Source organism: Pseudonocardia kunmingensis (assembly GCF_006716445.1).
GTDB classification, from domain to species: domain Bacteria; phylum Actinomycetota; class Actinomycetes; order Mycobacteriales; family Pseudonocardiaceae; genus Pseudonocardia; species Pseudonocardia kunmingensis.
Window position 1 is genome coordinate 715,205 of record NZ_VFPA01000001.1, and the last position, 26,306, is coordinate 741,510.

The 26,306-nt window shown below is 74.0% G+C and carries 24 protein-coding genes and 1 pseudogene; 14 read left to right on the forward strand and 11 right to left on the reverse strand.

Going from position 1 to position 26,306, the window contains the following annotated elements; translation table 11 throughout:
* Positions 1–29: 29 nt before the first annotated feature.
* The 4 genes from FB558_RS03380 to FB558_RS03395 are packed head-to-tail and all read left to right on the forward strand — an operon-like array spanning position 30 to position 3,975.
* Positions 30–1,019 carry a Bug family tripartite tricarboxylate transporter substrate binding protein gene (locus tag FB558_RS03380; RefSeq protein WP_142047984.1) on the forward strand — a complete coding sequence of 330 codons (990 nt, stop codon included), beginning with the start codon at positions 30–32 and terminating at the stop codon, positions 1,017–1,019.
* Positions 1,016–1,564, forward strand: coding sequence for a tripartite tricarboxylate transporter TctB family protein (locus tag FB558_RS03385; protein WP_170231167.1), 549 nt, complete (start codon positions 1,016–1,018; stop codon positions 1,562–1,564). The genes FB558_RS03380 and FB558_RS03385 overlap by 4 nt, the downstream gene beginning before the upstream one ends.
* Before the next feature lie 15 nt (positions 1,565–1,579).
* On the forward strand, positions 1,580–3,100 hold the full coding sequence (locus tag FB558_RS03390) for a tripartite tricarboxylate transporter permease (protein ID WP_142047988.1): 1,521 nt from the start codon (positions 1,580–1,582) through the stop codon (positions 3,098–3,100).
* Positions 3,101–3,138: 38 nt separating this feature from the next.
* On the forward strand, positions 3,139–3,975 hold the full coding sequence (locus FB558_RS03395) for a fumarylacetoacetate hydrolase family protein (RefSeq protein WP_142047990.1): 837 nt from the start codon (positions 3,139–3,141) through the stop codon (positions 3,973–3,975).
* On the opposite strand, the gene FB558_RS03400 is transcribed toward FB558_RS03395, so the two are convergent.
* Together FB558_RS03400 and FB558_RS03405 are read right to left on the reverse strand one after the other, a co-directional pair.
* A complete protein-coding gene (locus FB558_RS03400; RefSeq protein WP_142047992.1) occupies positions 3,972–4,844 on the reverse strand; it encodes an NAD(P)-dependent oxidoreductase in 873 nt (290 codons plus the stop codon). The genes FB558_RS03395 and FB558_RS03400 overlap by 4 nt on opposite strands.
* Before the next feature lie 99 nt (positions 4,845–4,943).
* A complete protein-coding gene (locus FB558_RS03405) occupies positions 4,944–5,654 on the reverse strand; it encodes a helix-turn-helix transcriptional regulator (RefSeq protein ID WP_342787278.1) in 711 nt (236 codons plus the stop codon).
* A gap of 37 nt (positions 5,655–5,691) precedes the next feature.
* Here FB558_RS03405 and FB558_RS03410 point away from each other — a divergent pair.
* The 4 genes and pseudogenes from FB558_RS03410 to FB558_RS03425 form a co-directional block, all read left to right on the forward strand.
* A pseudogene (locus FB558_RS03410) lies at positions 5,692–5,937 on the forward strand (GTP cyclohydrolase I); the annotation flags it as partial.
* A 28-nt stretch (positions 5,938–5,965) separates the two neighbouring features.
* On the forward strand, positions 5,966–7,201 hold the full coding sequence (locus FB558_RS03415) for an NAD(P)/FAD-dependent oxidoreductase (protein ID WP_142047994.1): 1,236 nt from the start codon (positions 5,966–5,968) through the stop codon (positions 7,199–7,201).
* Positions 7,202–7,242: 41 nt separating this feature from the next.
* A complete protein-coding gene (locus FB558_RS03420) occupies positions 7,243–8,091 on the forward strand; it encodes a phosphotransferase (protein ID WP_211366057.1) in 849 nt (282 codons plus the stop codon).
* A complete protein-coding gene (locus FB558_RS03425; RefSeq protein ID WP_142047996.1) occupies positions 8,088–8,504 on the forward strand; it encodes a globin domain-containing protein in 417 nt (138 codons plus the stop codon). The genes FB558_RS03420 and FB558_RS03425 overlap by 4 nt, the downstream gene beginning before the upstream one ends.
* An 18-nt stretch (positions 8,505–8,522) precedes the next feature.
* Here FB558_RS03425 and FB558_RS03430 read toward each other — a convergent pair whose 3' ends face one another.
* The 8 genes from FB558_RS03430 to FB558_RS03465 form a co-directional block, all read right to left on the reverse strand.
* The gene (locus tag FB558_RS03430; RefSeq protein ID WP_142047998.1) at positions 8,523–9,608 is read right to left on the reverse strand and encodes an NAD(P)-dependent oxidoreductase; all 1,086 of its coding nucleotides are present in this window, start codon (positions 9,606–9,608) and stop codon (positions 8,523–8,525) included.
* Positions 9,605–10,687 (reverse strand): ABC transporter ATP-binding protein, encoded by a 1,083-nt coding sequence (locus FB558_RS03435; protein ID WP_142048000.1) that lies wholly within the window; start codon positions 10,685–10,687, stop codon positions 9,605–9,607. Before FB558_RS03435 ends, FB558_RS03430 begins: the two co-directional genes overlap by 4 nt.
* Positions 10,684–11,796 carry an ABC transporter ATP-binding protein gene (locus FB558_RS03440; protein ID WP_246106233.1) on the reverse strand — a complete coding sequence of 371 codons (1,113 nt, stop codon included), beginning with the start codon at positions 11,794–11,796 and terminating at the stop codon, positions 10,684–10,686. The genes FB558_RS03435 and FB558_RS03440 overlap by 4 nt, the downstream gene beginning before the upstream one ends.
* A 14-nt stretch (positions 11,797–11,810) precedes the next feature.
* Positions 11,811–12,680 carry a carbohydrate ABC transporter permease gene (locus FB558_RS03445; RefSeq protein ID WP_142048004.1) on the reverse strand — a complete coding sequence of 290 codons (870 nt, stop codon included), beginning with the start codon at positions 12,678–12,680 and terminating at the stop codon, positions 11,811–11,813.
* 163 nt (positions 12,681–12,843) lie between these two features.
* On the reverse strand, positions 12,844–13,785 hold the full coding sequence (locus tag FB558_RS03450) for a carbohydrate ABC transporter permease (protein WP_142048006.1): 942 nt from the start codon (positions 13,783–13,785) through the stop codon (positions 12,844–12,846).
* Between the two features lie 3 nt (positions 13,786–13,788).
* Positions 13,789–15,222, reverse strand: a complete 1,434-nt coding sequence (locus FB558_RS03455; protein WP_142048008.1) for an ABC transporter substrate-binding protein — start codon at positions 15,220–15,222, stop codon at positions 13,789–13,791.
* Positions 15,219–15,887, reverse strand: a complete 669-nt coding sequence (locus tag FB558_RS03460) for a histidine phosphatase family protein (protein WP_142048010.1) — start codon at positions 15,885–15,887, stop codon at positions 15,219–15,221. The genes FB558_RS03455 and FB558_RS03460 overlap by 4 nt, the downstream gene beginning before the upstream one ends.
* A complete protein-coding gene (locus FB558_RS03465; protein ID WP_142048012.1) occupies positions 15,884–17,428 on the reverse strand; it encodes an FGGY-family carbohydrate kinase in 1,545 nt (514 codons plus the stop codon). Before FB558_RS03465 ends, FB558_RS03460 begins: the two co-directional genes overlap by 4 nt.
* 244 nt (positions 17,429–17,672) lie before the next feature.
* On the opposite strand from FB558_RS03465, the gene FB558_RS03470 reads away from it, so the two are divergent.
* The 4 genes from FB558_RS03470 to FB558_RS03485 are packed head-to-tail and all read left to right on the forward strand — an operon-like array spanning position 17,673 to position 22,312.
* Entirely contained in the window at positions 17,673–18,476 is an 804-nt protein-coding gene (locus FB558_RS03470) for a DeoR/GlpR family DNA-binding transcription regulator (RefSeq protein WP_246106234.1), read from the forward strand.
* Positions 18,477–18,507: 31 nt separating this feature from the next.
* A complete protein-coding gene (locus FB558_RS03475; protein WP_142048016.1) occupies positions 18,508–19,155 on the forward strand; it encodes a class II aldolase/adducin family protein in 648 nt (215 codons plus the stop codon).
* A complete protein-coding gene (locus FB558_RS03480) occupies positions 19,152–20,624 on the forward strand; it encodes an FGGY-family carbohydrate kinase (protein WP_142048018.1) in 1,473 nt (490 codons plus the stop codon). The genes FB558_RS03475 and FB558_RS03480 overlap by 4 nt, the downstream gene beginning before the upstream one ends.
* The gene (locus tag FB558_RS03485; RefSeq protein WP_142048020.1) at positions 20,621–22,312 is read left to right on the forward strand and encodes a glycerol-3-phosphate dehydrogenase/oxidase; all 1,692 of its coding nucleotides are present in this window, start codon (positions 20,621–20,623) and stop codon (positions 22,310–22,312) included. Before FB558_RS03480 ends, FB558_RS03485 begins: the two co-directional genes overlap by 4 nt.
* Here FB558_RS03485 and FB558_RS03490 read toward each other — a convergent pair.
* Positions 22,284–23,066, reverse strand: a complete 783-nt coding sequence (locus FB558_RS03490; protein ID WP_142048022.1) for a GbsR/MarR family transcriptional regulator — start codon at positions 23,064–23,066, stop codon at positions 22,284–22,286. The genes FB558_RS03485 and FB558_RS03490 overlap by 29 nt on opposite strands.
* Before the next feature lie 361 nt (positions 23,067–23,427).
* On the opposite strand from FB558_RS03490, the gene FB558_RS03495 reads away from it, so the two are divergent.
* Both FB558_RS03495 and FB558_RS03500 read left to right on the forward strand, forming a co-directional pair.
* On the forward strand, positions 23,428–23,958 hold the full coding sequence (locus tag FB558_RS03495) for a DUF4097 family beta strand repeat-containing protein (protein WP_246106235.1): 531 nt from the start codon (positions 23,428–23,430) through the stop codon (positions 23,956–23,958).
* A gap of 36 nt (positions 23,959–23,994) precedes the next feature.
* Entirely contained in the window at positions 23,995–26,283 is a 2,289-nt protein-coding gene (locus FB558_RS03500) for a S9 family peptidase (protein WP_142048026.1), read from the forward strand.
* The last annotated feature ends 23 nt before the right edge of the window (positions 26,284–26,306 follow it).

Here is a 26,306-nt window from a genome sequence, read left to right on the forward strand (position 1 = left end):
GCAACGCCGCCGGGGAAGGGAGGCACGGCATGTCCAGCGCGATCCTCAGGAGGGCCTGCGCGGCCGCGGCCGCGGCGGTCGTGGCCGCGGCAGCCACCGCCTGTTCGGCCGGGGCCACCGACGAACCGCCCGAGCAGTACCCCTCCCAGGAGCTGGAGTGGACCATCGCCTTCGGTCCGGGCGGGGGCAACGACATCATGGCCCGCAAGATCGTCGAGATCCTGCAGGGCCACCAGCTCTACCCGCACGACATCGTCGTGGAGAACCGGGAGGGCGGCAGTGGCTCCACCGGGTGGGGGCACGTCTTCGCCGAGGAGGGCAGCGGCTACGCCATCTCCACGACGTCCGGCTCGTTCATCACCACCCCGCTGCAGGCCGACACCGGCTGGCAGCCGCAGGACTTCACGCCGGTCGGGCTCTTCGCCACCGACGACGCGCTGTTCCTGCTCCCGGGCACGAGCCCGGTCACCGACTGGGCGGGGTGGGTGGAGTTCGCGAAGGCGAAGGGCGGTGCCGTGGTCGGCGGCATCGGCACCGTCAACGTCGACTTCATCGTGCACTCGATGCTCGCCGAGAAGGCCGGCTACCCCATCGAGTACGTGCCCTTCAACGACGAGGGGCAGATGCAGACCGCGCTGCTGTCCGGCGCGCTCGACGCCGCCGTCTCCAACCCCGGCACCGTCCTCGGCCAGGTGCAGGCCGGCCAGCTGCGCGCACTGCTCAGCACGGCCGAGAAGCCGCTGCCCGAGCTGCCCGACGTGCCGACGGACGCGAGCCTGGGCTTCACCGGCATCCCGTCCATGCCGCGCGGGCTGATCCTCCCCCCGGACGCGCCCGAGTACGCCCAGCAGTGGTGGATCGCGACGATGCAGAAGGTCGTCGAGACCCCGGAGTGGCAGGCCTACGTCGCAGAGAACCACCTGTCGGTCGACCTGCGCTGGGGCGCGGACTTCACCGCCTACCTGGAGCAGACGCAGGGCGAGTTCCGGCGCATCCTCACCGAGCAGGGAGCGCTGTGACTGCCGTGGAGGCCGAGCGCGCCACCGCCGGCAGCGGCGGGCTCCGCGTGGGGCCCCGCACCGTCTTCTTCGGGGTGCTGCTCGTCCTGCTGGCGGCCTACCTGCAGCTCGCCATGGGCATGGAGTGGCGTACCGCGGCGGGCCGCATCGGGCCCGGGTTCTTCCCGCGGGTGATCGGCGCGCTCGGGGTGGCGCTCGCGCTCGTCGCGCTGGTGCAGAGCCTGCGGGCGCCGGAGGCCGCCGCCCCCGACACCGACCCCGACACCGGCGCCGACGGCGAGGAGGCGGGCGAGGCCGAACTCGGACGCCACCCGCGCACGATGGCGGTCGTCGTGGGCGCGAGCGCCGTGTTCGCCGCCGCGTTCGTGACCCTGGGGGCGGTGCTCGCCTGCGCGCTGTTCCTGTTCGGCTGCCTGTGGCTGCTCAACCGCCCGCGCCCGGTGCTCAACACCCTGGTCAGCGTCGGCCTGGCGCTGGGGTTGTACCTGCTGTTCGAGACCCTGCTCGGCGCCGGCCTGCCCGCGGGCGTCCTGCCGCTGCCCTGAGGAGGAGGCGCGACCGTGGACGTCTTCGCGGACCTCGGCCAGGGCATCCTGGCCCTGCTCACCCTGCAGAACGTGCTGCTGCTCGGCGCGGGCGTGCTGCTCGGGATGGTCGTCGGCGTCATGCCGGGGCTCGGGCCGTCGGCCGGCCTCGCGATCCTGCTGCCGCTGACCTTCGCCCTCGAGCCCACCGGCGCGATCATCATGCTGGCCGCCGTCTACTACGGCGCGATGTACGGCGGCACGATCACCTCCGTCCTGATCAACACGCCGGGCGAGTCGGCCACCGTGGCCAGCACCTTCGACGGCTACCCGCTGGCCCGCAAGGGCCGGGCCGGGCCCGCGCTGGTGATGGCGGCCGTCGCCTCGTTCGTCGCCGGCACGATCGGCGCCGTCCTGATCAGCGTCGCCGCTCCGGCCACCGCAGCCGTCGCCGCGAGCTTCGGGCCACCCGAGCTGTTCCTGGTCGTGATCGCCGGGCTGCTCACCCTGATCGTGGTCATCGGACGCCACCGGCTGCTCGGCGCGCTGTCCGCGCTGCTCGGCTTCGGCCTCGCGACCGTGGGCGTCGACGTCGGCGGCGGGGAGCAGCGCTACACGTTCGGCTCGACGGAGCTGATCAACGGGATCGACTTCGTCCCGGTGGCCATCGGCCTGTTCGGGATCGGCGAGATCCTGCACACCCTGTGGCGCGGCGGGCACCTGGAGCGCCTGGGCTACGTGCGTGTCAGCAGCCGCGCTCGCGGGTTCTGGCCGAACCGGGAGGACTACCGCGAGTCGCGCGGTCCGATCGTGCGCGGCTCGTTCCTCGGCTTCCTCGTCGGCACCGCGCCCGGCGCCGGGGCCACGGTGGCGTCGCTGATGTCCTACAACCTCGAGAAGTCCCTCTCCCGCAGGCCCGAGCGCTTCGGGAAGGGCGCGATGGCCGGGCTGGCCGGCCCGGAGGCCGCCAACAACGGCGCGTCGGCGGGCGCGATGGTGCCGCTGCTGACGCTCGGCATCCCTGGCTCGGCGTCCACCGCCGTGCTGGTCGGCGGGTTCCTCATGTGGGGTCTGCAGCCGGGCCCGCTGCTGATGGAGCAGAACCCCGAGTTCGCCTGGGGCCTGATCGCGAGCATGTACCTGGGCAACGTGATGCTGCTGCTGGTCAACCTGTTCTGCATCCCGGTCTTCGCCTCCATCGCGCGGGTGCCGTTCCGGGTGCTCGCGCCGGTCGTCATCGCGCTCTGCGTCGCCGGGACCTACACGGTGAACGGCAGCATCGTCGAGGTCGGGATCATGCTGGCCTGCGGGGTGCTCGGGTTCTTCATGCGCCGGTTCGGCATGTCCCCCGCGGCGCTGGTGATCGCGCTGGTGCTCGGGCCGCTGGCCGAGGAGACGCTGCGCCAGACGATGATCATCTCCGGTGGCGACCCGTCGATCTTCCTACAGCGCACCACGAGCCTGGTCCTGCTGATCGTGATCGCGCTGCTGGTGCTGGTGCCGTTCGTGCTGCCTCGCGTGCGCCGCGCCGCCCGCGACCGCACGCTCGTCCCTTAGGTTCGCCACTGACGGCACGCTTCCCCGAGAGGATCACCATGCGCCTGGCCAGCATCCGCCACGACGGCACCGAGGTCCCCGCCCTCGTCGACGCCCGCCGCGGGGTCGTCCGCGTCGCCGATCTCGTGCCCGGGTTCTCCGGCGACGCGCTGTCGATCCTCGTCGACGGGCGGTGGGCGGAGCTGGAGAAGCTCGCCGCGGACGCCCCGGACCGCGTGTTCGCCGACCGGGCGTCCGTCGAGTTCGGCGCGCCCTACCGCCACCCCCGGTTGATCTGGGGCATCGGGCTGAACTACGTCGACCACGCCGCCGACCTGTCCGAGCAGGTCCCGGACGAACCCGCCTCCTTCGTCAAGGGCGACCACACCGTGATCGGGCCCGGCGAGCCGATCCCGGTGCCGCCGCAGAGCTCCCGCACCACCGCCGAGGCCGAGGTCGCGCTCGTCATCGGCCGGCACTGCCGCAACGTCTCCGAGGCCGACGCCCTCGAGTACGTCGCGGGCGTGGTCGCCGTGCTCGACCAGACCGCCGAGGACATCCTCGAGCGCAACCCCCGCTTCCTCACCCGCTCGAAGAACTTCCCCGGCTTCTTCTCCTTCGGGCCCGAGATCGTGCCGCTCGCCGAGCTGCCCGACCTCGCCGAGCTCGAGGTCAGCACCGTGCTGAACGGTCAGGAGCACCGGACGAACACGGTGGCGCGGATGCGCTACTCCCCCGCGTTCCTGGTGAGCTTCCACAGCGCGGTGATGCCGCTGCAGCCCGGCGACATCCTCTCCACCGGCACCCCCGGAGCGGCCCACATCCGACCCGGCGACACGGCCGAGTGCCGCATCCCCGGCGTCGGGGTGTTGAGCAACCCGGTGGTGCGGGGTTAGGGCTTCCGCATCACCTCGACCAGGCTCGTCCAGCTGTCCTCGCCGTGGCCGCGGGCGATCGCCCGGTCGTAGAGCGACCTGACGGCGTCCGGCAGGGCCGTGTCGAGCCCGAGGTCACGGCTCGCCCCGGCGACGTGGTCGGCCGACGCCCCCATCATGATCACGGAGGCGAGGTCGCCGGGATGGCGGCCCTCGTCCACCGCCCGCGCCGCGTCGGGCAGGTACGCCGCGATGTCGTGGGCGTTGGCCACGGCGTGCGACAGGAAGTCCGCCGCCGGCACGCCGGCCGCCGCGACCATCGCGAACGTCTGCAGGTGCGTGGCCAGCGACGTGAGGAACACCTGCAGCATGGCCTGGTAGTACAGCTGCGCGAGGCCGTGGTCCGCGCCGAGGAACTCGGTCCGGCCGATCACCTGCAGCGTCGCGGCGTGGGCGTCGAACGCCTGCCGGGAACCGCTGTAGAACACGTACGCGCCGTCCTTGCCCACCAGGTCGGCGGGAGCCATCACACCGCCGGTCACCAGCTCCGCGCCGCGCTCGGCCAGCCACGTCGCCGCGCCGCGCGTGACTTCGGGCGTGTCCGAGCCGAGGTTCGCGACCACCCGCCCGGCCAGCGCGTCCCCGGCGCCGCCCAGGATGTCGTACATCGCGCGGTAGTCGGTGAGGCTCAGCACCACCAGCTCGTTGGCCCGCACCGCGTCCGCCGCCGTCGCCGCCCGCCGTGCACCGGCCGCCACCAGCTCGTCCGCCCGCGACGCCGTCCGGTTCCACACCGTGACCGGATGACCCGCCGCGAGGAACGACCTCGCCATCGCCCGCCCCATCGGCCCCAGGCCGATGACGGTCACCCCACTCGCGCTCGTGCCCACGTCCGCCGCCTCTCCTCGTGCTCCGTTCCCGGACACCCACCCTCCGGACGCGGGCGCACGCTTTTCCTACGACCGGCGCACGCCGGGACGGACGGCGCCCTACCCGTGTCGCCGGTCGACCACCCGCACGCAGCAGTGCGCCGGTGCCGGCCGCAGCGCGGCCTCCAGCAGGTCGGAGCACCCGAGCTCGTCGAGCAGGGCGGCGACGAGGTGCAGGTTCATGCCGCAGACGAGCTCGGTGTGCTCGCGCGCCAGCGTGTGGAAGGGGCAGTTCGCGAGCACGACCCCGTCGCCCTCGACGCGCGGTTCGTACCCGTGACCGGCGAGCACCCGGGCGACCTCGTCGAGGACCGACGCGGACGGGTCGGCGACGCGCACGTCCTCGTCGGCGGCGAGGCGGCGGCCCGCCGCGGCGGCGGCGCGCTGCACCGCCTCCCGCACCGGCACCCCGTCCCGGGCCGACTCGTCCACGGCGCCGGCCAAGATCCGCCCGGCCAGGTCGTAGTGCCGCGGTGGGAGCGAGACCGCGAGCTGGCGGGCGGAGCGCCGGTACAGCTTCGCCGGCCGCCCGGCTCCCGGTCCGCGCCGCCCGGACAGCCGCCGGAACTCGACGTCGAGCAACCCGTCGGCGACCAGCTTGTCCAGGTGGAACTTCGCCGTGTGCCGCGGCACCCCGACGGCCGCGGCGGCCTGGTCACGGCTCACCGGCCCCGGCTGCGCGGCCACGTGGAGGTACAGCGCGCGGCGGGCCGGCTCGGCGAGCGCGCCCACGCTGCTGACCTGCGCGACGAAGTCGTCCAACGGGTCCACCACCTTCTCCCGGGACGCCGGCCGTTGACGGCGCACCCCCCAAGTTCTAACGTCAAGAGTATTATCCTTTAGAACGCGGAGGATGCGACATCATGACGGCGTCGGGGTGGTCATCGAGGCCGAGCACATGTGCATGACCGTCCGCGGCGTCCGCGCGGGCGGCGCCAGCACGGTCACCTCGACCCTGCTGGGGACCCTGCGGGAGGACCCCCGATCGCGCGCGGAGTTCCTCGCCCTCACCACGGCAGGCGACGCGTCCGGCCGCGCGCATCGGCACCTGTAGAACGCGGCGCACGAGGACAGGAGCGGACATGAGCGGATCACCCACCTTCGCCGTCGTCGGGGCGGGACTGGCCGGCGCCAAGGCGGCCGAGGCGCTGCGCGCCGAGGGCTTCGACGGACGCGTCGTCCTGTTCGGCGCCGAGCCGCACCGCCCGTACGAGCGGCCCCCGCTGTCGAAGGGGTACCTGCAGGGCATCCACCCCCGGGACTCGGTGTTCGTGCACCCGGAGGGCTGGTACGCCGAGAACGCGATCGACCTCCGGCCGGGCACCACGGTCGCGGAGATCGACCGGAGCGCCCACGAGGTCGTGACCGGCACCGGGCAACGGGAGCGCTACGACAAGCTGCTGCTCACCACCGGTTCGGCCGCGCGCCGGCTCCCCGTCCCCGGCGCGGACCTCGCCGGCGTGCACTACCTGCGCAGCCTCGACGACAGCGACGACCTCGGGGCCGCCCTGCGCGCCGACGCCCGCATCGTCGTCGTGGGGGCGGGCTGGATCGGGCTCGAGACCGCCGCCGCGGCCCGCACGGCGGGCGCCGAGGTGACCGTGCTCGAGCACGCCCGGCTGCCGCTGCCGGCGGTGCTCGGACCGCAGCTGGCCGAGGTGTTCGCCGACCTGCACACCGCGCACGGGGTCGACCTGCGCTGCGGCGTCACCGTCGCCGCCGTCCGGCCCGCGGCCGACGATCCCGCGCGCGTCGGCGCCGTGCTGCTCGCCGACGGCACGGAGCTCGCCGCCGACGCCGTGGTCGTCGGCATCGGCGCCGCACCGAACGTCGATCTCGCGCGGTCGTGCGGGCTCAACGTCGACGACGGCGTCCTCGTCGACCGGCACCTGCGCTCCTCCGACGCCGACATCCTCGCCGCCGGCGACGTCGCCAACGCCTACCACCCGTTGCTGTGCCGCCAGCTGCGCATCGAGCACTGGTCCACCGCGCTGCACCAGCCGGCCGTGGCCGCGCGGACCATGCTCGGCCGCGACGCCACCTACGACCGGCTGCCCTACTTCTTCACCGACCAGTACGACCTCGGCATGGAGTACACCGGCTACGCCCATCCCGACGTCACCGACCGGGTCGTCGTGCGCGGGGACCTCGCCACCCGCGAGTTCGTCGCGTTCTGGCTCGCCGGCGACCGGGTCCTCGCCGGCATGAACGTCAACGTCTGGGACGTCGCCGAGGACATCGAGCGGCTCATCCGGGCGCAGGCCGACGTGGACCCCGCGCGCCTGGCCGACCCGGCCGTGCCGCTGACCGAGGTGTGAAATCGGGGGCGCCCACCGGCCGTCGCGAGCAGGATGGCCACGTGCCGCAGGAGATCCCGCTCGCCGGGGGCAACGTCAGCGACGGGGTCGTTCGCGTCGGCGACACCGTCCGCCGCCCGGCCGGCCCGTGGACGCCGGCCGTGCACGCCCTGCTGGCCCACCTGCACGAGGTGGCCTTCGACGGGGCGCCGCGCCCGCTCGGCCTCGACGAGCGCGGCCGGGAGGTCCTGGAGTTCGTGCCGGGCCGCACGATCTGGCCCGACCACTTCGACGAGGTGGGACCCGCAGACCGGTTGGCGCGGGTCGCGCGCCTGATCCGCGCGTTCCACGACGCCGTCGCCGGGTTCACCCTGCCACCGGACGCGGTGTGGCAGGTGGTGATCCCGCCCGAGGACGACGGCGGCGGCGAGATCATCGCCCACCACGACCTGGCGCCGTGGAACCTCGTCGCGGAGGGCGACGCCTGGACGTTCATCGACTGGAACGTCGCGGGCCCGGGCTCGCGGCTGTGGGACCTTGCCTACGCGGTGCGCGCCTTCGTCCCGCTCTCGGCCGACCCGGCCTGGCAGCGCCCCGACGCGGCCGCCCGCGTGCGGCTCGTCGCCGACGCCTACGGCCTCGACGAGGCCCGGCGCCGCCGGCTGGCCCCGATGCTCGCCCGCCGCTCCAAGCGCCATGTACGACCTGCTCGCCGGCGGGCACGCGACGGGCGCCCAGCCGTGGGCGCGGCTGTGGGACGAGGGCCACGGCGCGGTCTGGCGGCGCGACACCGCGTACATCGCCCGGCACGAGCAGGACTGGCTCGCCGCCCTGCTCGCCTGATCGGTCGGCGTGCTGCTTCCGTTTCCTCCACGACCGCCGCCGGCGCGACCGCCAGACTGGGCGCATGACGCTCTACGACGAGATCGGCGGCTTCGACGTCCTCCTCGCCGTGTGCCGCCGCTGGCACGAGCTCTGCCTCACCGACCCGGTCTCGGCGCACCCGTTCGAGCGCCCGATGCATCCCCGCCACGACGAGCGGCTGGCCGCCTACCTCGCCGAGGCGTTCGGTGGGCCGCACCTCTACACGGGCGGCTACGGGGACGAGTCGTCGATGATGCGCCTGCACGCCGGGAACGGCGAGCACGCGGAGCTCGACGGGATCTGCCTCGCGTTCTTCGACCAGGCGCTCGCCGACGCCGGCGTGGCGGGCGCAACGGCGGCCCGCGTCGCGGGCTACTTCCGCGCGGCCACGCTCGCGCAGCACGCCTACCGGGAGAGCCCCGACCAGGTGCCGGACGGGTTGCCCTTCCCCCTGGCGTGAACCCGCATCCGCGCCGCCCTACGGGGCCGCACCGGCGTCCAGCACCTCCGGGTTCACGCAGTTCGTGGGCGCGCCGCCGGACAGGACCGTCGCCACCTCCGCCGCGATCCGCGCGGCCGACTCCTCCGCCACCTGCCGGGACGCGCCCGCCAGGTGCGGGGTGGCGAAGACGTTCGGTCTGCGCAGCAGCGGGTCGTCCGGAGCGGGGGGCTCGGGGTCGAACACGTCCAGCACCGCCGCCCGCAGGTGTCCCGACTCCAGTGCCGCGTCCACCGCTCGGGTGTCCACCAGCTCCCCGCGAGCGGTGTTCACCAGCACCGCGCCCGGGCGCATCGCGGCCAGCGCGGCGGCGTCGACCATCTGCTTCGTCTCCGGGGTGAGCCGGGCGTGCACGCTGACGACGTCCGAGCCGCTCAGCAGCTCGGGCAGCTCCACCAGCCGGACGCCCACGCGCTCGGCCGCCTCGGCAGAGGCGTACGGGTCGTGGGCGAGCACCGTCGAGCCGAACGCGCGCAGCAGCTCCGCCACCCGCAGCCCGACCGCGCCCAGCCCGACGAGCCCGACCGTGGCGGCCCGCAGCTCCAGGCCGGTGCGCTCGTAGCGGAACCCGCCTGCGTCCCAGTGCCCGGACGCGAGCCGGATCGCCGCGGACGGCAGGCCGCGCATCGCGCAGATCATGGTGCCGACGCAGAACTCGGCCACCGCGCCCAGGTTGCGCCCGGGCAGGTGCACGACCAGCGTGCCGGCCGCGGTCGCCGCGGGCACGTCGACGTTCACGGGGCCGCCGCGCGTCACGCCGACCACCCGCAGTCCCCCGGCGGCCAGCACGTCGGCGGTCAGCGGGGCGAGGTGGGTGACCAGCGCGTCGGCGCCGCGGACCAGTTCGGCGAGCCGGGCCGGGTCCCCCGCTGCCTCGCGCACACCGTCGAACGCCGCGAACGGCTCCGTGGGCCAGCGCGAGTCGATCCTGCGGAACTCCGCCTCCACCCCCGCGCCCTCCAGGGCGCGCGCGAGCAGGTCGGCGGAGATGAACTCGTCCCCCGCGCACACGATCACCGGGGGACGGAAGCCTGCGGAGCCGGCGGGGTGGGTGAGGGGGGTCATCGCAGCCGCTCCCCGCTCGCCGGGTCGAACACGTGCACGCGCTCGGGCGGGGCGGCCAGCGTGATGCGGTCGCCCGCGCGCACCGGGTGCCCCGGCTCCACCTGCGCGACCACGCGGGTGTCGACCCCGCGCAGCTCCACCGTGGCCAGCCCGAACTCGAGCAGGTCCTCGAACACCAGCACCGTCCCTTCCAGCCCCGGGCCCCCGTCGGCGGGGTGGCAGTCCTGCGGGCGCAGCCCGACCACGACGTCGCGCCCCTCGGCCACCCGCACCGCCGCGCGCAGCCCGCCGGCGTCGCCGACCCGCACACCGTCGCCCGTGCCGGTGCCGGGCAGCAACGTGATCGACGGCTCCCCCACGAAGTCGGCGACGAACCGGTCGGCCGGCGCGTCGAAGACCTCGTCGGGCGTGCCGAACTGCTTGATCACGCCGGCGTCCATCACGGCCATCCGGTCGGCGAGGCTGAGCGCCTCCAGCTGGTCGTGGGTGACGACGATCGTGGTGTAGCCGAACTCGCGCTGCAGCACCTTCAGCTCCCGGCGCACCCGCTGGCGCTGCCCCGCGTCCAGGTGCGAGAGCGGCTCGTCGAGCAGGAGCACCGGCGGGTTGCGCACCAGCGCGCGGGCCAGCGCGACGCGCTGCTTCTGCCCGCTGGACAGGTTCGCGGGCCGCAGGCCCAGCAGCTCGGTCATCTCCAGCCGCTCGGCGATCGCGTCCACCCGCGCCGTCGCGTCCTTCGCGCGGCGCGCCTTGAGCCCGTACGCGAGGTTCTCCCGGACCGTCAGCGGCGGGTAGAGCGCGTAGCTCTCGAACCCGACGCCCACGTTCCGCTTCCCCGGCGGCAGGTCACCGACCGAGCGGTCCCCGATCATGATCTTCCCGCCGGTCACGGTCTCCAGGCCGGCGATCATCCGCAATGTCGTGGTCTTCCCGCAGCCGGACGGGCCGAGCAGGGCCACCAGCTCGCCCGGCTCGATGTCCAGGTCGATGCCCTTCACCGCCTCGAACGGCTCGCGGCCGCGCGCGGTGTAGGTCTTGCGCAGCGACTCCAGCCGCAGGCTCTGGGCCGTCGCGGTCATCGGGCGCCTCCCGCCGGCGCAGAACTGGACCGAGCGGCCTCCGGGCAGCGGGCCGCGCCGAGCCGGAGCCCGGCGCCGTCGGCCGCGAACACGTGGACCCGCTCCCAGTCGACGGCCAGCACGACCTCGTCGCCCTCGTGCACCCGGTGGTCGGAGGTGACCGCGATGACGGACACCCCGGCCACGTCCACGGACAGCTCGACCGACCGGCCGAGGCGCTCGGCGAGCACGACCCGGCCGCGCAGCACCAGCCGCTCGGCGGGCGGCGGCCCGTCCACGATCTCGAGGTCCCGCGGCCGGATCCCGATCCGCACCGGGCCCTGCGCCGCGGGCGTCCCGGCGGTGAAGGCCTTCCCGACCCGCGCCACGCCCGCATCCACCGCCGCGTCCAGCAGGTTCATCTCCGGCTGGCCCAGCGCGCGGGCGACGAACGTGTCCACCGGCTCGGCCCAGACCTGCGCCGGGGTGCCCACCTGCACCAGCCGGCCCTCCCGCAGCACCCCGATCCGGTCGCCGAGCGCGAGCGCCTCCTGGTAGTCGTGCGTCACGTAGAGCGTCGTGGTGCCCGACAGCTCGCCGAGCTGCTTCAGCTCGGCCCGCATGGCCGCGCGCAGCTTGGCGTCCAGGTGCGAGAGGGGCTCGTCGAGCAGGTAGACCTCGGCGGGGCGCACCAGCACCCGGCCCAGCGCCGTGCGCTGGCGCTGCCCGTTGGACAGCTCGCGGGGGAAGCGGGCCAGCAGGTGGTCGATGCCGAGGGTGGTGGTGACCTCCTTGATCCGCTCGGCCTGCTGCGCCGGCGTCCAGGTGCCGTTGCGGCCCGAGCGCAGCGGGGAGGCGAGGTTCTGCTCCACCGTCTTCTGCGGGTAGAGCGCGTAGCTCTCGAAGGCCATCGCGACGCCGCGGTCGTAGGGCTCCACGCCGGTCATGTCGCGCCCGGCGATGCGGATCTCGCCCTGCGCGCCGTCGACGAGACCCGCGACGCTCTTCAGCGTGGTGGTCTTGCCGGCGCCGGACGGGCCGAGGACCACGAAGAACTCGCCGTCGGCCAGCTCGAGGTCGATCCCGTGCAGCGCGACCGTCTTCCCGTAGCGGGCGGTCAGGCCCTTCACCGAGAGGGAACCCACTAGGACTTCACCGCCCCGAAGGACAGCCCGCGCACGAGGTAGCGCTGGATCGACAGGGCCACCAGCAGCGGTGGCAGCGCGGCGATCAGCGCGGCCGCGGCCGTCAGGTTGTAGTAGGCCTGCCCGCCGCCGCCCAGGAACCGGGTGACGGCCACCGTCACCGGCGTGTGCTCGCTGCCGGTGAGGATCAGCGGGAACACGTAGTTGTTCCAGGCGAAGATGAACGCCAGCAGCGCCGCGGCGGCGATCCCCGGGCGCACGAGCGGCAGCGCCACCATGACGAACGCGCGGCGCCGGGTGTAGCCGTCGAGCAGCGCGGCCTGCTCCAGCTCGGCGGGCATGTCCTGGAAGTAGGAGCGCAGGATCCAGACGATCAGCGGCATCGTCACCAGCTGCAGCACCCAGATCATGCCGACGTTCGTGTCGAACAGCCCCAGCTGGTTGTAGATCACGAACAGCGGGACGATCACCATCAGCTCCGGCGCGAACCGGAACGACAGGATCGTGAACATCACGTCATTGCTCCCGCGGTACTGCCAGCGCCCCGCCGCGTATGCGGCCGGGAGGCCGATCACCAGCGACACCAGCACCGCGCCCACGCAGTTGACGACGCTCGTGAAGATCGCCTGGGTGAAGTCGACGCTGGTCAGCCGGGTGCCCTCGTCCGACAGCACCGTGGCGAAGTTCTCCAGCGTCGGCGTGAACGCGAAGTAGGTGCTGATCTGCTCCGCGTCGGTCTTCAGCGCCAGCAGCACCATCCAGACCAGCGGGAACAGCGAGAACACGAACCACACCAGCAGCGCGGCGTCCGCGCCGACCGACGCCGGCGAGAACCGCCGCTGACCCGGCGAAAGCTCCTTCGAAGCCATTAATGCCCCCCACCGGGAGTGCCGCACATATCTCGACGGCCCAGCTCCCCGCTGGCCGCACCGGCGAACCGGCCGAGTATGTCCAATACGAGGTCGGCCCGCCGGCACGCCCAGCGGAAACCTGGATCCGCCGATATACGCACTGCACTCCCGGTGGGGGGCATCAATCCTCCGATCCGGCGGCGCGCCGCTGGGCCTTGCCCAGCACGCTGACCAGGTAGCGGGCGGTCAGGAAGACGATCACCCAGAGCAGGAACATGTACGTGCTGCCCTGGCTGTAGTTGAGGTTGACGATCGAGTTCTGGTACGCGCCGATCTGCAGGGTGCGCGTGGCGTCGCCGGGCCCGCCCGCCGTCAGCACGTACACGTGGTCGAAGATCTTCAGCGAGTCCATGAACCGGAAGATCACCGCGACCAGGATGTAGGGCCACATCATCGGCAGCATCAGGCGGCGGAACATGTAGAACCAGCCGGCGCCGTCCACCGCGGAGGCCTCGAAGGGCTCCTTGGGCAGCGACCGGATCCCGGCCAGCACGAGGATCGCCACGAACGGCGTGAAGATCCAGACGTCGACGAGCACCACCGACCAGATCGCGGTGCTCTCACCGAGCCAGTCGAACGTCGAGCCCAGGCCGAGCACGTGGTTGAGCACGCCGAACTGCGGGTTGAACATCAGCCCCCAGATCACGCCCGCGATCACCGGCGCGATCATCAGCGGCAGGATCAGCACCCGCTCGAAGACCCGCCCGATCAGGCTGGAGCGGTTGAGCAGGAGCGCGATCGCGACGCCCAGCACCGTCTCGATCACGGTGGCGGCCACGGCGTAGAACAGCGTGACGCGCACGCTCGTCCAGAACGTCGGATCGGAGAGGATCTCGGCGAAGTTCTCGAACCCGACGAACGACGGGCGCGGCACCACGGCGGCGTAGTTGAGGAACGCGTAGTAGGCGCCGAGCACGAACGGGTAGAGGATCCCGACGATGATCAGGACGGCCGGGATCGAGAGCAGGTAGGGCCGCAGTCCCCGCCGCCACGCCGGCACCGCGCGCGGGGCGCGGTCGGCGGCGGCCGGTCCCTTCGTCGGTGGGACGGCAGTGGTCGTCACGCGTCAGCCCGCCCGGTTGACGGCCGTCGTGTTCGCCTCCGCCAGTGCGTCGAGCCGGGTCTGCGCGTCCTGGCCGGCGTAGATGTCCTGCAGCGCGACCGCCCACTCCTCGGTCGTCTCGAAGAACTGGGTCTGCGGCGTGAACTTGATGTCGGTGGAGCCGATGACCTTCTCGAACGTCTCCTGGTAGCCGGGGAAGTCGCCGAGCGTCTGCTTGAAGGCGCCGTCGAAGACCGAGGCGCGGGTGGGGTCGGCGAAGCCGAGCTGCCCGGTCTGCACGGCCTTGGTCTGGGCCTCCTTGCCGGTGGCCCACTGGATGAACAGCCACGCCGCGAGCTTCTTCTGCGACGCCGAGTTCATCGCCAGCGACCACGTCCACAGGTTCGTGTCGTAGTTGCCGTCCGGGCCGGCGGGTCCCGGGTGCCAGGCCAGGTTGCCGGCCTGCGCACTGTTGCCGGAGATGTTCTGCGGGTAGGTCGCGGAGTCGGCGTCGTAGACCATCATCGCCGTCCCGGCGCCGAGGTCGGCCGTGCAGTCCGGGTAGTCGTACGTGGTCCACGACGTCGGGCCGGCCGTGCGGGCGAGCTCGACCCACTTGCGCGTGAAGTCGACCGCCTGCGGGGAGTTCATGGTCGCCGTGAGCTGATCGCCCTGCAGCTCGTAGTCCTTGCAGCCCTCGCGGGTGAACTGCGTCATGAAGCCCGGGTGGATGGTCGCCCATGAGCGCGAGCCGCGGAACGCGATGCCGTAGGTGTTGTTCGCCCGGTCGGTGAGATCGGTCGAGAGCTGGATGAGCTCGTCGAAGGTCTCCGCGGGCCGGATGCCGCGCCGGTCGAACTCCGACTTGTTGTAGCAGATCACGTTGGTCTCGAAGCCCCACGGGATCGCCCACTGCCCGCCGGTGCCCAGCGGGCTGCCCACCTGGAAGTCCCAGGACGTGGAGCGGCGCAGGCCCTCGTAGATGTCCTCGAAGTCGTACTCGGGGTTCGTGGCGGAGGTGTTGTCCAGCCAGGGCTTCAGGTCCTCCATCCACCCGGGCGGGCCGTAGGTCCAGATGAAGTAGGCGCCGGTCATGAACGCGTCGTAGTTGCCGGCGCCGCTGGCCAGCTCGGTGTTGAGGCGGGTGAAGTAGTCGGCCTCGGCCACCAGGTCGGCGCGGACGGTGATGCCGGTGAGCTCGGTGAACTCGGCCAGCAGCGGCTGGAACGCCACCTGGTAGGGGTGCGGGGTCTGCAGCACCGAGATCTCGGTGCCCTCGGCCTTGCGCCAGTCGAACCCGCCCGTGACCTCGGCGGCGCCGTTCTCGGCGACGGGGCCGCCGCCGGTGCCGATCCCGCACGCGGACAGAAGGGACGTGGCACCGACGGTGGCACCACCGACTCCGAGCATGCGCAGCACGTCTCGGCGGGTGGGGGTCCAGAGCTCGCGGCGGGTCATGCGGTCCTCCCTGCGATCGGATCCGGCGCGTCGGCGGTGACGGCCGGTGAGGTGGGGACGTTCAGGGCCAGCAGCGCGGGCGGCCGGCCGGGATCGGCGGGCACGCGCAGCCGGGTGGCGGCGGCGTTCTCCAGCCGCGGCAGCACGTCGCGGTAGCGGGAGAGCGGGATGCCCAGCCACGCGCAGAGCGCCAGGCGCAGCAGCGTGTTGTGCGCGACCACCAGCACGTTCGCCCCGCGGTGGCGCTCGGCCACGGCGCGCAGCGCGTCCACGGCCCGCGCGGCGGCGGCGGCAGGCGGCTCGGCGCCGGGGAACGGGTGCGCCACCGGATCGGCGACGAACGCCGCCGCGGCCTCCGGGTGGCTCGCGCGCAGCTCGGCGAGGGTGCGCCCCTCGGCGACGCCGAAGTCGGTCTCGCGAAGCTCGGGCACGACCTCCGGTTCCAGGCCCAGCGCCGCGGCCACCGGTGCGGCGGTGATCCGCGCCCGCGACACCGGCGAGCAGACCAGCACGTCGAAGCCCTGGTGGCGCGCCCAGTCGGCGAGGGCAGCGGCCTGTGCGCGCCCGGTGTCGTCGAGCGGCACGTCGCTGACACCGGCATACCGGTTCTCGGCGTGCCACACGGTGCGGCCGTGCCGGACGAGGGTGAGTTCGGTGGCGCTCACGAAGGGCCCTCGCCCTCGCCCGCGGAGTTCAGGAAAGCCACATTCCTGTCCTGCACGTTCATGAAAGTGGCTTTCCTGAACCCCGGGGGCACGCTTCCGAGCCAGCCCCGGTCGTCCAGGGCGGCCACCAGGCGCGCGTATCCCTCCGTCAGCTCGTCCGCCCGGGCCGGGTCCGGGTCGAAGCGGCGGCGGATGCGGACCATCGACCGCGCCGTCTCCGCGAGGCGCCCGGGTGGGGCGGCGGCCAGCACGGCCGACCCGAGCGCGGAACCGGACTCCTCCGGCACGGCCACCGGGCGCTGCAGCACGTCGGCGCGCAGCTGCGTCCACCAGTCGTTGCGGCCGGCCCCGCCGGTGGCGACCACCGGGCCCGAGACGTCGGCACCCAGGCCGGCGAGCACGTCGAATGCCAGCCGCTCGACGTAGGCGACGCCGTGCGCGACGCGCTGCAGCCGGTCCGCCGCATCCCCGCCGGGCGGGCCCCCGAGGTCGAAGCCCTCGGCGTCGTCGGCGACGAACGGGAACCGCTCGCCCCGCCCGGCCAGAGGATAGGTCGCGCCCGCGGGAACCCCGCGCTCCCGCGCGCGCGCCGTGAGGACGTCCAGGTCCGCACCGGGCAGGTCGGTGGCGAGGACGCCGGCCCCCGTGCTCGACGCCCCGCCGGGCAGCCACCCGCCGTCGGGGTTGCGGTGGCAGTACACCGCGCCGCTCGGGTCGTGCAGCAGGTCGGGTGTGGAGCCCTTGAGCACCAGCGTCGTGCCGAGCGCCGAGCACCACTGCCCCGGCGCCAGCGCCGCCGTGGCCACCTGCGCGGCACAGCCGTCGGTCATGCCGGCGACGATCGGCGTGCCCGCGGGGACGCCCGACTCCTGGGCGGCGGACGCCGACACCACGGCCACGCGCGTGCCGGGCGCGACCACCGGGGGCAGGACCGCGGGATCGACGCCGAGCCGCTCCAGCACGGCGTCCGGCCACGCGTCGCGGAGCAGGTCGTACCCGGTCTTGAGCGCGTGGCTCCAGTCGGTGGGCACCGGGTGGCCTGCCAGCCGCGCGCCGACGTGGTCGGCCTGGTGGGCGAGGCGGTGCCCGGCCGGCACCGCGTTCCGCGCGGACAGCCACGCCGCCTTCGGCAGCGCCCAGCTCGCCTGCATCCGGTAGCCGAGCTCGTTCCAGAGCGCGGCGCCTGCGTCCTGTGCGAGGAGCGCCTCGCGCGCGGCACGCCGGTCGTCGTACATGAGCGCGGGCCCGGCGGCGCGACCCCGCGCGTCCTGGACGACGAGCGTGCCCGACGTCGCGTCGATGCTCACCCCTGCGACGGGTCGCCCACCGCGTCCGGCGAGCGCTGCCCGGGTGGCGGTGCAGGTGGCGCTCCACCACTCCGCGGGGTCCTGCTCGTGCCGCTCGCCCTCGCGCACGTCGCGCTCCAGTGGCGCCGCGCCGCTGCCGAGCACCGCACCCGTGCCGTCCACGAGCACGGCACGCACGCCCTGCGTGCCGAGGTCGACCCCCAGCCAGAGCGGGGCGTCCGCAGGTCCGGGCACCGGTTCTCCCTCCTCGGCCGCTGCTCGACGCGGCGGCGCTGCTGTGCGCGGCGACACAGTATGGCGAGCGACATCTCACGTCAACACGTTGTTGTCACAGCGATACCCGTGAAGTCTGCGGCGAGCACGACCGACCTCGGACCCAACTTCACAGCGAAAGCAGCGTTGTTCACATCGAAGCTTGACGAATCGCGATCCGCGCGCTGTGATGCCAACCGCAGCAGCGCGACGGAGGAGGCGAGCGGTGACCGAGCGGGAGGTGGACGCGACCCGGACGCTCGGGCCAGAGGGCCGCCAGTCCCGGATCACCGACCGCGTGCTGAGCGCGGGATCGGTGTCGGCCCAGGAGCTCGCGGAGGACTTCGGGGTCTCGGTGATGACCATCCACCGCGACCTCGACGAGCTGCAGCGCCAGGGCGTGCTGCGCAAGTCCCGCGGCATCGCCACAGCGCAGCCCAGCGGCACCTTCGAGTCCAACGTCGAGTACCGCGCCAAGGCCAACGTCGAGGCCAAGCGCCTCATCGCCCAGCACGCCTGCCGCCACGTCGAGCCCGGGATGTCGGTGCTGCTCGACGACTCCACGACCGCACTGCAGATGCTCCCCCACCTCGCCGCGCTGGCCCCGCTCACGGTGGCCACCAACTACCTCACCGCGCTGGTCGAGCTGGCCAAGCTGCGCGACGTGCACGTGGTGGCGCTCGGCGGCGGCTACGACATCCAGCACGACTCGTTCCTCGGCTCCACCTGCGTGGACGCCGTGCAGTCCATGCGCTTCGACGCCGCGTTCGTCAGCACGTCCGCGGTGAGCGACGGCTACGCCTTCCACCAGGAGGACAAGATCGTCGCGGTGAAGCGCGCGATGGTCGACGTCGCCGCACGCAGCCACCTGCTCATCGACCACACCAAGCTCACCCGCAGCGCCCTGCACCGGCTGCTGCCCCTGCACCGGTTCGCCTCCGTCGTCGTCGACCCGGGCGTCCCCGCCCGGGACCTGGCCGCGCTGCGGGAGAACGACGTGCTCGTGGAGGTCGCGGGCCGCGCCGAGTGACCCCGCCTCCCCCGACAGGAAGGACCCGCCCATGCTCCTGCACGACGAACGCGTCCAGCTCGTGGAGTACTGCCGCCGGATGCAGGCCGACGAGCTCACCGTCGGCACCTCGGGCAACCTCTCGGTCCGCTCGGGGGACCACATCGCGATCACGCCCAGCGGCGCGGCCTACGAGGACCTCACCCCGGAGTCGATCTGCGTGATCGACCTGGACGGCAACCGCGTCGAGGACGGGCTCGACCCGTCCTCCGAGGTGCCGATGCACACCTCGGTCTACCGGCAGACGGACGCGCGCGCCGTCGTGCACACCCACCCGCTCTACGCGAGCACGCTCTCGGCCGTGGTCGACGAGCTGCCCGCGGTGCACTACATGGTGGCGCTGCTCGGCGGGCCGGTGCGGGTGGCGCCCTACGCGACGTTCGGCAGCCCGGAACTGGCCGACAACAGCGTGAAGGCGATGGAGGGCCGCTTCGGCGCGATCCTCCAGAACCACGGCGCCACGACCTACGGCGAGACGCTCGCGAAGGCCTACACGCGCAGCATCTACCTGGAGTGGGTCTGCCGGATGTACTACCAGGCCCGGCTGCTCGGGGAGCCGAACATCCTGCCCGCCGACGAGATCGCCCGCGTCGCCGACAAGCTGAACAGCTACGGGCAGACGGTGCCGGCCCGGTCATGACGCGCACCTGGCTCGGCATCGACGCCGGGACGTCGGTCGTGAAGGCCGCCCTGTTCGACGACGACGGGCAGGCGCTCGCCGTCGCGGGCCGCCCGCTGGAGCTGCGGCACGGGGCGGACGACGCCGTGGAGCAGGACCTCGACGCGGTCGTGGCGGCGGTCGGCGAGGTCACGCGCGAGGTCTGCGCGGGGCGCGTGCCGCACGTCGTGGCGCTCACCGGGCAGGGCGACGGCTGCTGGCTCACCGACGCAGGCGGCGCCCCGGTGCGCCCTGCGCTGTCGTGGCTGGACGGGCGGGCCGGCGCGCTGCTCGCGCGCTGGACCGCCGACGGCGTCACCGAGCGCGTGTTCCGCGCCAACGGATCCACCCTCTTCCCCGGCGCCCCCGGCCCGCTGCTCGCCTGGCTCGACGCGCACGAGCCGGACGCGCTCGACCGCGCGGCCACCGCAGGCAGCTGCAAGGACGCCGTGTTCACCCGGCTCACCGGCGAGCGCGCCACCGACCCGAGCGACAGCTCGATGCCCTTCGGCGACGGCACCGGCACCGGCTACAGCGACGCCGTGCTCGAGGCGATGGGGCTCGCCCACCGCCGCGACCTGCTCGCGCCCATCACCGTGCCCGTGCCCCGGGCGCCGCTCTCGGCCGCCGGCGCCGGGGTGCTGGGGCTCCCGGCCGGCACGCCGGTCAGCTCGGGCCCCTTCGACTTCCCGGCCTGCGCGCGCGGTGGCGGAGTCCGCGAGGTCGGCGACGCGCTGCTGATCGTCGGCACCACGCTGGGCTGCATGGTGCACGTGGACCGGCTCGCCACCAGCGGTGATCCCGCCGGCTTCTCCGTCGCCACCGGCGAGCCGGGCCGGTGGCTGCAGGCGATGCCTGCCATGGTCGGCACGGCCTCGGTGGACTGGATGCTCCGCACGCTCGGCCTCCCGGTCACCGCGATCGACGCCGCCCTCGCCGCCAGCCCGCCCGGCGCGGGCGGGGTCGAGGTGCTGCCCTACTTCGCGACGTCGGGCGAGCGCGCGCCGTTCGTCGATCCGCACGCGTCCGGGCAGGTCACCGGGGTGCGCCTGACCACCACCCGCGACGACCTGCTGCGCGCGGTCTGCGAGGGCCTCGCCTACGCCGCGCGGCACTGCTTCGACACCGCCGGCGGACTTTCCCGGCTCGTCGCGGCCGGAGGTGGCACCCGCTCCCGGCCATGGCTGCAGGTGTTCGCCGACGTGCTCGGCGTGCCCCTCGAGCTGGCCCGCACCCCGGAGGTCGGGGCGCGCGGCGCCGTGCTCGCCGCGGCGGCAGCGCACGGGGAGGACCTCGACGTCGCGACGTGGACGGCCGCCGAGGGCGTCGTCGAGCCGGATCCCTCGGTGCGCGAGCGCTACGCCGAGGGCTACGCGCGCTACCTCGACCACGTGCGGGCCGCGCAGCCGTTCTGGGCCACCCGGCAGGCGTCGGCGGTGGTGCCGGCGTGACCGCCGCGGACCTCTCCCCCGCCGGGCGGGCCGGCGCGCTCGCCGCGGCCCGGGCCCACCGGTTCGACGTCGCGGTCGTCGGCGGGGGCGTCACCGGGGCCGGCGTCGCCCTCGACGCGGCCGCGCGCGGGCTGTCGGTGGTGCTGCTCGAGGCCGGCGACCTCGCCTCCGGCACGTCGTCGCGCTCGGGCAAGACCGTGCACGGGGGCCTGCGCTACCTCGAGCAGCTCAACTTCCGGCTGGTGGCCGAGGCGCTGCACGAGCGCGACCTGATGGTCCGCACCCTCGCCCCGCACCTCGTGACGCCCGAGCCGTTCCTGTTCCCGTTGACCCGGCGCTGGGAGCGGCCCTACGTCGGCGCCGGCGTGCTGCTCTACGACCTCATGGCCGCGGCGGGGCGGACCGGCGGGCGCGGCGGGGTCCCGCACCACCGCCACCTGAGCAGGCGCGGCGTGCTGCGCGAGGCGCCCGGGCTGGACCCGGACGTCGTCACGGGCGCGCTGCAGTACTACGACGGCCGCATGGACGACGCCCGCCACACCCTCGCCGTCGCCCGGACGGCCGCGGCGCACGGGGCGCTCGTGCTCAGCCACGCACCGGTCGTGGACGTCCTGCGCGAGGGGCCCCGCGTCGGCGGTGTCCGCGTCGAGGACGCGATGTCGGGCGAGCGGTTCGAGGTCGGCGCGTCCGTCGTGGTCAACGCCGCCGGTGTGTGGGCCGCCGACGTGCAGGCGATGGCAGGCGCGGCGACGTTCGCGGTGCGCCCGGCCAAGGGCGTGCACCTGCTCGTGGAGCGGTCGGCGTTCGACTCCCGCACGGGCATCCTCGCCCGCGCCGAGGACTCGGTGATCATCCTGCGCAGGTGGTTCGGGCACTGGCTGCTCGGCACCACCGACACCGCGTGGACCGGTGAGCGGCGCGCGCCCACCGTCGCGCGCGAGGACGTCGACTACCTCCTGCGCAACGTCAACCGCTACCTCGCCCGGCCGCTGTCGCGCGCCGACGTGCTGGGCACGTTCGCCGGGTTGCGCCCGCTGCTCGCACCGGTGGCCCGCGACGCGCAGACGACCTCGGCGCTCTCCCGCGACCACGCCGTGATCGAGGAGCCCGCCGGCATGGTCACCGTGGTCGGCGGCAAGTACACGACCTACCGGCGGATGGCGCGCGACGCGGTCGACGCGGCAGGCCGGGCACTGGGCGCCGACCTGCCCCCGACGCCGACCGCGCAGCTCCCCCTCGTCGGCGCCGCGGGCTGGCGGGCGACCGGGAACCGGGTGGTGCGCCTGGCGGCCGAGCACGGCGTCGGCGAGGAGCACGTGCGTCGGATGCTGCACCGCTACGGCGACGAGCTCGCCGACGTCCTCGCGCCCGTCCGCGACGACGCGGCGCTCGGCCGTCCCCTGCCCGGGGCCGACGACTACCTGCCGGTGGAGTTCCGGCGCGCCGTCACGCACGAGGGTGCGCTCACGCTCGCCGACGTGCTGCACCGGCGCACGCACCTCGCGATCGAGCGGCCGGACGCAGGGCTCCCCGCGGCGCCGGCCGTCGCCGCCCTGCTCGCCCCGCTGCTCGGCTGGGACGCCGACCGGCAGGCGCGGGAGGTGGCGGCGTACCGCGCCGAGGTCGAGCGCGACCGGGCGGGCCTCGCCGACGACGGTGCTACCGCGGCTGTTCCGCCCGGCCGCTGAGGTCGGTCGTGGCGGGCGTCGTGGCGGTGCCGCCCGACGCCGTCGCGGCTGTCGTGGAGAGGACCTCGCGGGCCTGCCCCGCGGCGCGGGTGATGCTCTCACCGACGAAGTCGAGGAAGCGGGCGATGCCCTCGAGGCGGGCGGCGGCCGGGGTGTCGGGTCCGAGGACGCCGACCCCCTGCCGCGCGGTCTCGGCGAGCCGGGCGTGGGACCGGGCGCCGGCGATCATCGACTGGTACCAGACGTCGTCGTCGACGATGTAGCGCTCGCGGCGGCGTTCGTCGCGTTCCCGGCGGATGAGGCCCTGGCTCTCGAGGAACGCGACCGCCTTGGAGACCGACGCCGGGCTGACCTGGAGGCGCCGGACGAGCTCGGCCGCGGTGAGGCTGCCCGCGTCGGTGGTGTAGAGGCAGACCAGCACCCGGGACGTCATCGTGGGCAGGCCCTGCTCCACGAGCAGGGTCGCGAACGCCTCCTCGTACTCGCGTAGGGCCTCGGCGTCGCGCCCGTCGGCCTGCGGGGACGCCCGCGACCCTCGGGGTGCGGCCTGCCTGCGCCGCTGGGCGCGGCGTTCGGTGGCGCGGTGGGCCAGGTCGGCACGGTAGGCGGTGGGCCCGCCGTTGCGCATCACCTCACGCGTGATCGTCGAGGTGGGGCGGTCGAGTCCTCTGGCGATCTCCGCGTAGGCGAGGCCCTCGGCCAGCCCCAGCGCGATCTGCCGGCGGTCCTGCTGGGTGAGCCTGCCTCCGGGCACCGCGATCTCCCTTCCCCACCTCGTCGAAGCCCCAACCTAGCGTTCATCCCACACTCGATGCAACGGTCAGCGCATCGTCCGTTGCGTTGAAATCCAATCCGTTGCAACGATATGCGCTTTTTGACCTGCATAAACATCATCATTTCGCAACGATCTAGTTGTACGGTCCGCGAACGCAACGTAGCGTTCGCGATGTCAGAAACACGAGGCGCAATGAGGAGAGCACGATGCAGACGTTCGACACCCCACCCCGATCGCCGCCGTCCTCGACATCCCCGCGGGGTACGTCCGGTTCATCGCCGCCGACCGGACCGACACCGCGGTCGAGGTCCTGCCGGCCGACGCCGCGAGGCGTCGTGACGTGCAGGTGGCGGCGCGGACCACGGTCGAGTACGGCGAGGGCGTCCTGCGGATCGCGGCCCCGCCGACGAACCAGGTCCTCGGCGCCTCCGGCTCCCTCGAGGTGACCGTCCAGCTGCCCGCCGGGTCCCGCATCGAGGCGACCGCGGCCGGCGCCGAGATCCGCGGCGTCGGGCGGCTCGGCGACGTCACCGTCGAGAGCTCGCACGGCCCGATCACGCTCGACGAGGCCGCGAGCGCCCACCTCACCACCGCCGCCGGTGACGTCTCGGTGGGACGTCTCACCGGCCCCGCGGAGATCGCTGTCGCGAAGGGCGACATCGGCATCACCGAGGCCGTGCACGGCACGGTCGTGCTGCGCACCCAGGTGGGCGACGTGACCGTCGGCGCCGCCGCCGGCGTCTCCGCCTCCCTGGACGCCGGCACCTCCTCCGGCCGGATCCACAACGCGCTCCGGAACGCCGACGGCGCCGCCGATCTGACCATCCACGCGACCACCGCCCAGGGCGACATCACCGCCCGCAGCCTCTGACCCGCACGTCACCACGGATTCGAAGGAGCGCACGACATGGCCGGCACCGTCAGCACCAGCGAGGACTACCGCGCCGCGGAGCAGCTCCTGCGCCGACCCGCCCGCCCCGGCGAGCTCGTCGTCGGCGACAAGGTCCGACCGCAGTGGATCGACGGCGGCGCCCGCTTCTGGTACGCGGTGCCGGGTGGTGCCGGCAGGCGGTTCGTGCTGGTCGACCCGGCGGCGGGCACCCGCGGGCCGGCCTTCGACCACGCCCGGCTCGCCGCCGCGCTGGCCGGCGCGTCCGGGCAACAGGTCGACCCCGAGGCCTTGCCGTTCCCGGCCATCGAACCGACCGGGAACGCCGTGGAGTTCGACGCGTTCGGCGAGCGCTGGTGCTGCCGCCTCGACAGCTACGCCTGCGAGCGGGTCGAGCCCACGCCGCCCGGCACCCCCCTGGCGGTGCCGTCGCCCGACGGGAAGGTCGCGGTGTCCCGGCGGGGGCACGATCTGTGGGCGCACTCGCTGCCCGACGGCCGCGAGTGGGCGCTGACCACCGACGGCGAGCCCGACCACCAGTACGGCACCGGCCCGGCCTGCACGAGCAACGCCACCCTGCTGCGCAAGCTCGGCCTGCCGCACCTGCCGCCCGCGGTGGCCTGGTCGCCCGACTCGACGAAGGTGCTGGCGCACCGGACCGACGAGCGCCGCGTCCGGCAGACCCACCTCGTGGAGGCCGGACCGGCCGACGGCGGCGCCCCGGCGCTGCACACCCAGCGGTACGCCTACCCCGGGGACGAGAACCTGCCGCAGGCCGAGCTGGTCGTGCTGGACGTCGCCGAGGCCACGGTGGTCCGCGCGCAGGCCGAGCCGCTGCTCATGCCGACGATGTCGCCGATCTCGGCCAGGTGGGCGTGGTGGGCCCCGGACGGCTCGGCGGTCTACTACCTCGGCCAGCCCCGCGACCGGCGCTCGCTCACCCTGCACCGGCTGGACCCGGCCACCGGCGAGGTCGCGGTCGTGCTCAGCGAGACCGGTGCCACCCGCGTGGAGCCCAACCAGTGGATGTTCGAGCCGCCGATCGTGCGGGTGCTGGTCGACGAGGTGCTGTGGTACTCGCAGCGGGACGGCTGGGGCCACCTGTACCGGTACGACCTGAACACGGGCGCGCTGCTCGGGCAGGTCACCGCCGGGCGGTGGGCGGTGCGGCAGATCCTGCGCGTGGACGAGGTCGAACGGGTCGTGTACTTCACGGCCTCCGGGCTCGTGGACGACGATCCCTACCGGCGCACGGTGTGCCGGGTCGGCCTGGACGGCTCCGGCTTCGCCACGGTCACCGACGACGCGCTGGACCACGTCGTCACCGTGCCGGACCACCAGGAGTACTTCCTCGACTCCGCGTCCACCGTCGACACCCCGCCGGTGACCACGGTCCGCGACTGGACCGGGCGGGTGCTGGTCGAGCTGGAGCGCGCCGACATCAGCGCACTCACCGCCACCGGCTGGACGCCGCCGGAACGGTTCCGCGTCACGGCGGCCGACGGGGTGACCGACGTCTACGGGGTGCTGTACCGGCCGCGGGGGTTCGACCCCGCCCGGAGCTACCCGGTGGTGGACACCGTCTACCCCGGCCCGCAGGTCGACCGGGTCGCCCCGGGCTTCGACCCCGGTGGGATGGGGCTGGACGCCGAACCCCTCGCGGCGCTGGGATTCGTGGTGGTGGCCCTGGACGGGCGGGGCACCCCGGGGCGGAGCAAGTCCTTCCACGACGCCTCCTACGGCCGGCTGGCCGACGCGGGCGGCCTGGCCGACCACGTCGCGGCGCTGCGGCAGCTGGCCCGGACCCGGCCGTGGATGGACCTGGACCGGGTGGGCGCGTTCGGCCACTCCGGAGGCGGGTTCGCCGCGGTGCGGGCGATGCTCGACTTCCCCGAGACCTACCGGGTGGGGGTCGCCCTCGCCGGCTCGCACGACGCCCGCTGCTTCAGCCCGGGCTTCGTGGAGGCCTACGACGGCGCGGACAACCCCGAGGCGTGGGCCCGTGCCTCCAACGTGGAGCTCGCCGACCGGTTGGCGGGCAGGCTGCTGCTCGTCCACGGCGAGATGGACGACCAGGTCCACCCGCACCACACGCTGCGGCTGGCCGACCGGCTCGTCGCCGCGGGCAAGGACTTCGAGCTGCTCGTCGTGCCCGGGGCCGAGCACACGTTCCTCGACTGCCTCGCCTACGTCCGCACGCGCTGCTGGGACTTCCTGGTGCGCGAGCTGATGGGCGCGCAGCCACCCGCCCACCGTCCTGCCCCCATCGCCATCGGCCCCGAGTTGCTCGGCGAGCTGTTCGCGTGAGCGCGACCACGACCGGTGCGGCC

Bases quoted from the DNA above. Each gene is read 5' to 3' on its own strand.
- FB558_RS03380 (WP_142047984.1), top strand. From the start codon at position 30: ATGTCCAGCGCGATCCTCAGGAGGGCCTGCGCGGCCGCGGCCGCGGCG.
- FB558_RS03395 (WP_142047990.1), top strand. From the start codon at position 3,139: ATGCGCCTGGCCAGCATCCGCCACGACGGCACCGAGGTCCCCGCCCTC.
- FB558_RS03415 (WP_142047994.1), top strand. From the start codon at position 5,966: ATGAGCGGATCACCCACCTTCGCCGTCGTCGGGGCGGGACTGGCCGGC.
- FB558_RS03425 (WP_142047996.1), top strand. From the start codon at position 8,088: ATGACGCTCTACGACGAGATCGGCGGCTTCGACGTCCTCCTCGCCGTG.
- FB558_RS03430 (WP_142047998.1), bottom strand. From the start codon at position 9,608: ATGACCCCCCTCACCCACCCCGCCGGCTCCGCAGGCTTCCGTCCCCCG.
- FB558_RS03435 (WP_142048000.1), bottom strand. From the start codon at position 10,687: ATGACCGCGACGGCCCAGAGCCTGCGGCTGGAGTCGCTGCGCAAGACC.
- FB558_RS03445 (WP_142048004.1), bottom strand. From the start codon at position 12,680: ATGGCTTCGAAGGAGCTTTCGCCGGGTCAGCGGCGGTTCTCGCCGGCG.
- FB558_RS03455 (WP_142048008.1), bottom strand. From the start codon at position 15,222: ATGACCCGCCGCGAGCTCTGGACCCCCACCCGCCGAGACGTGCTGCGC.
- FB558_RS03475 (WP_142048016.1), top strand. From the start codon at position 18,508: ATGCTCCTGCACGACGAACGCGTCCAGCTCGTGGAGTACTGCCGCCGG.
- FB558_RS03480 (WP_142048018.1), top strand. From the start codon at position 19,152: ATGACGCGCACCTGGCTCGGCATCGACGCCGGGACGTCGGTCGTGAAG.
- FB558_RS03500 (WP_142048026.1), top strand. From the start codon at position 23,995: ATGGCCGGCACCGTCAGCACCAGCGAGGACTACCGCGCCGCGGAGCAG.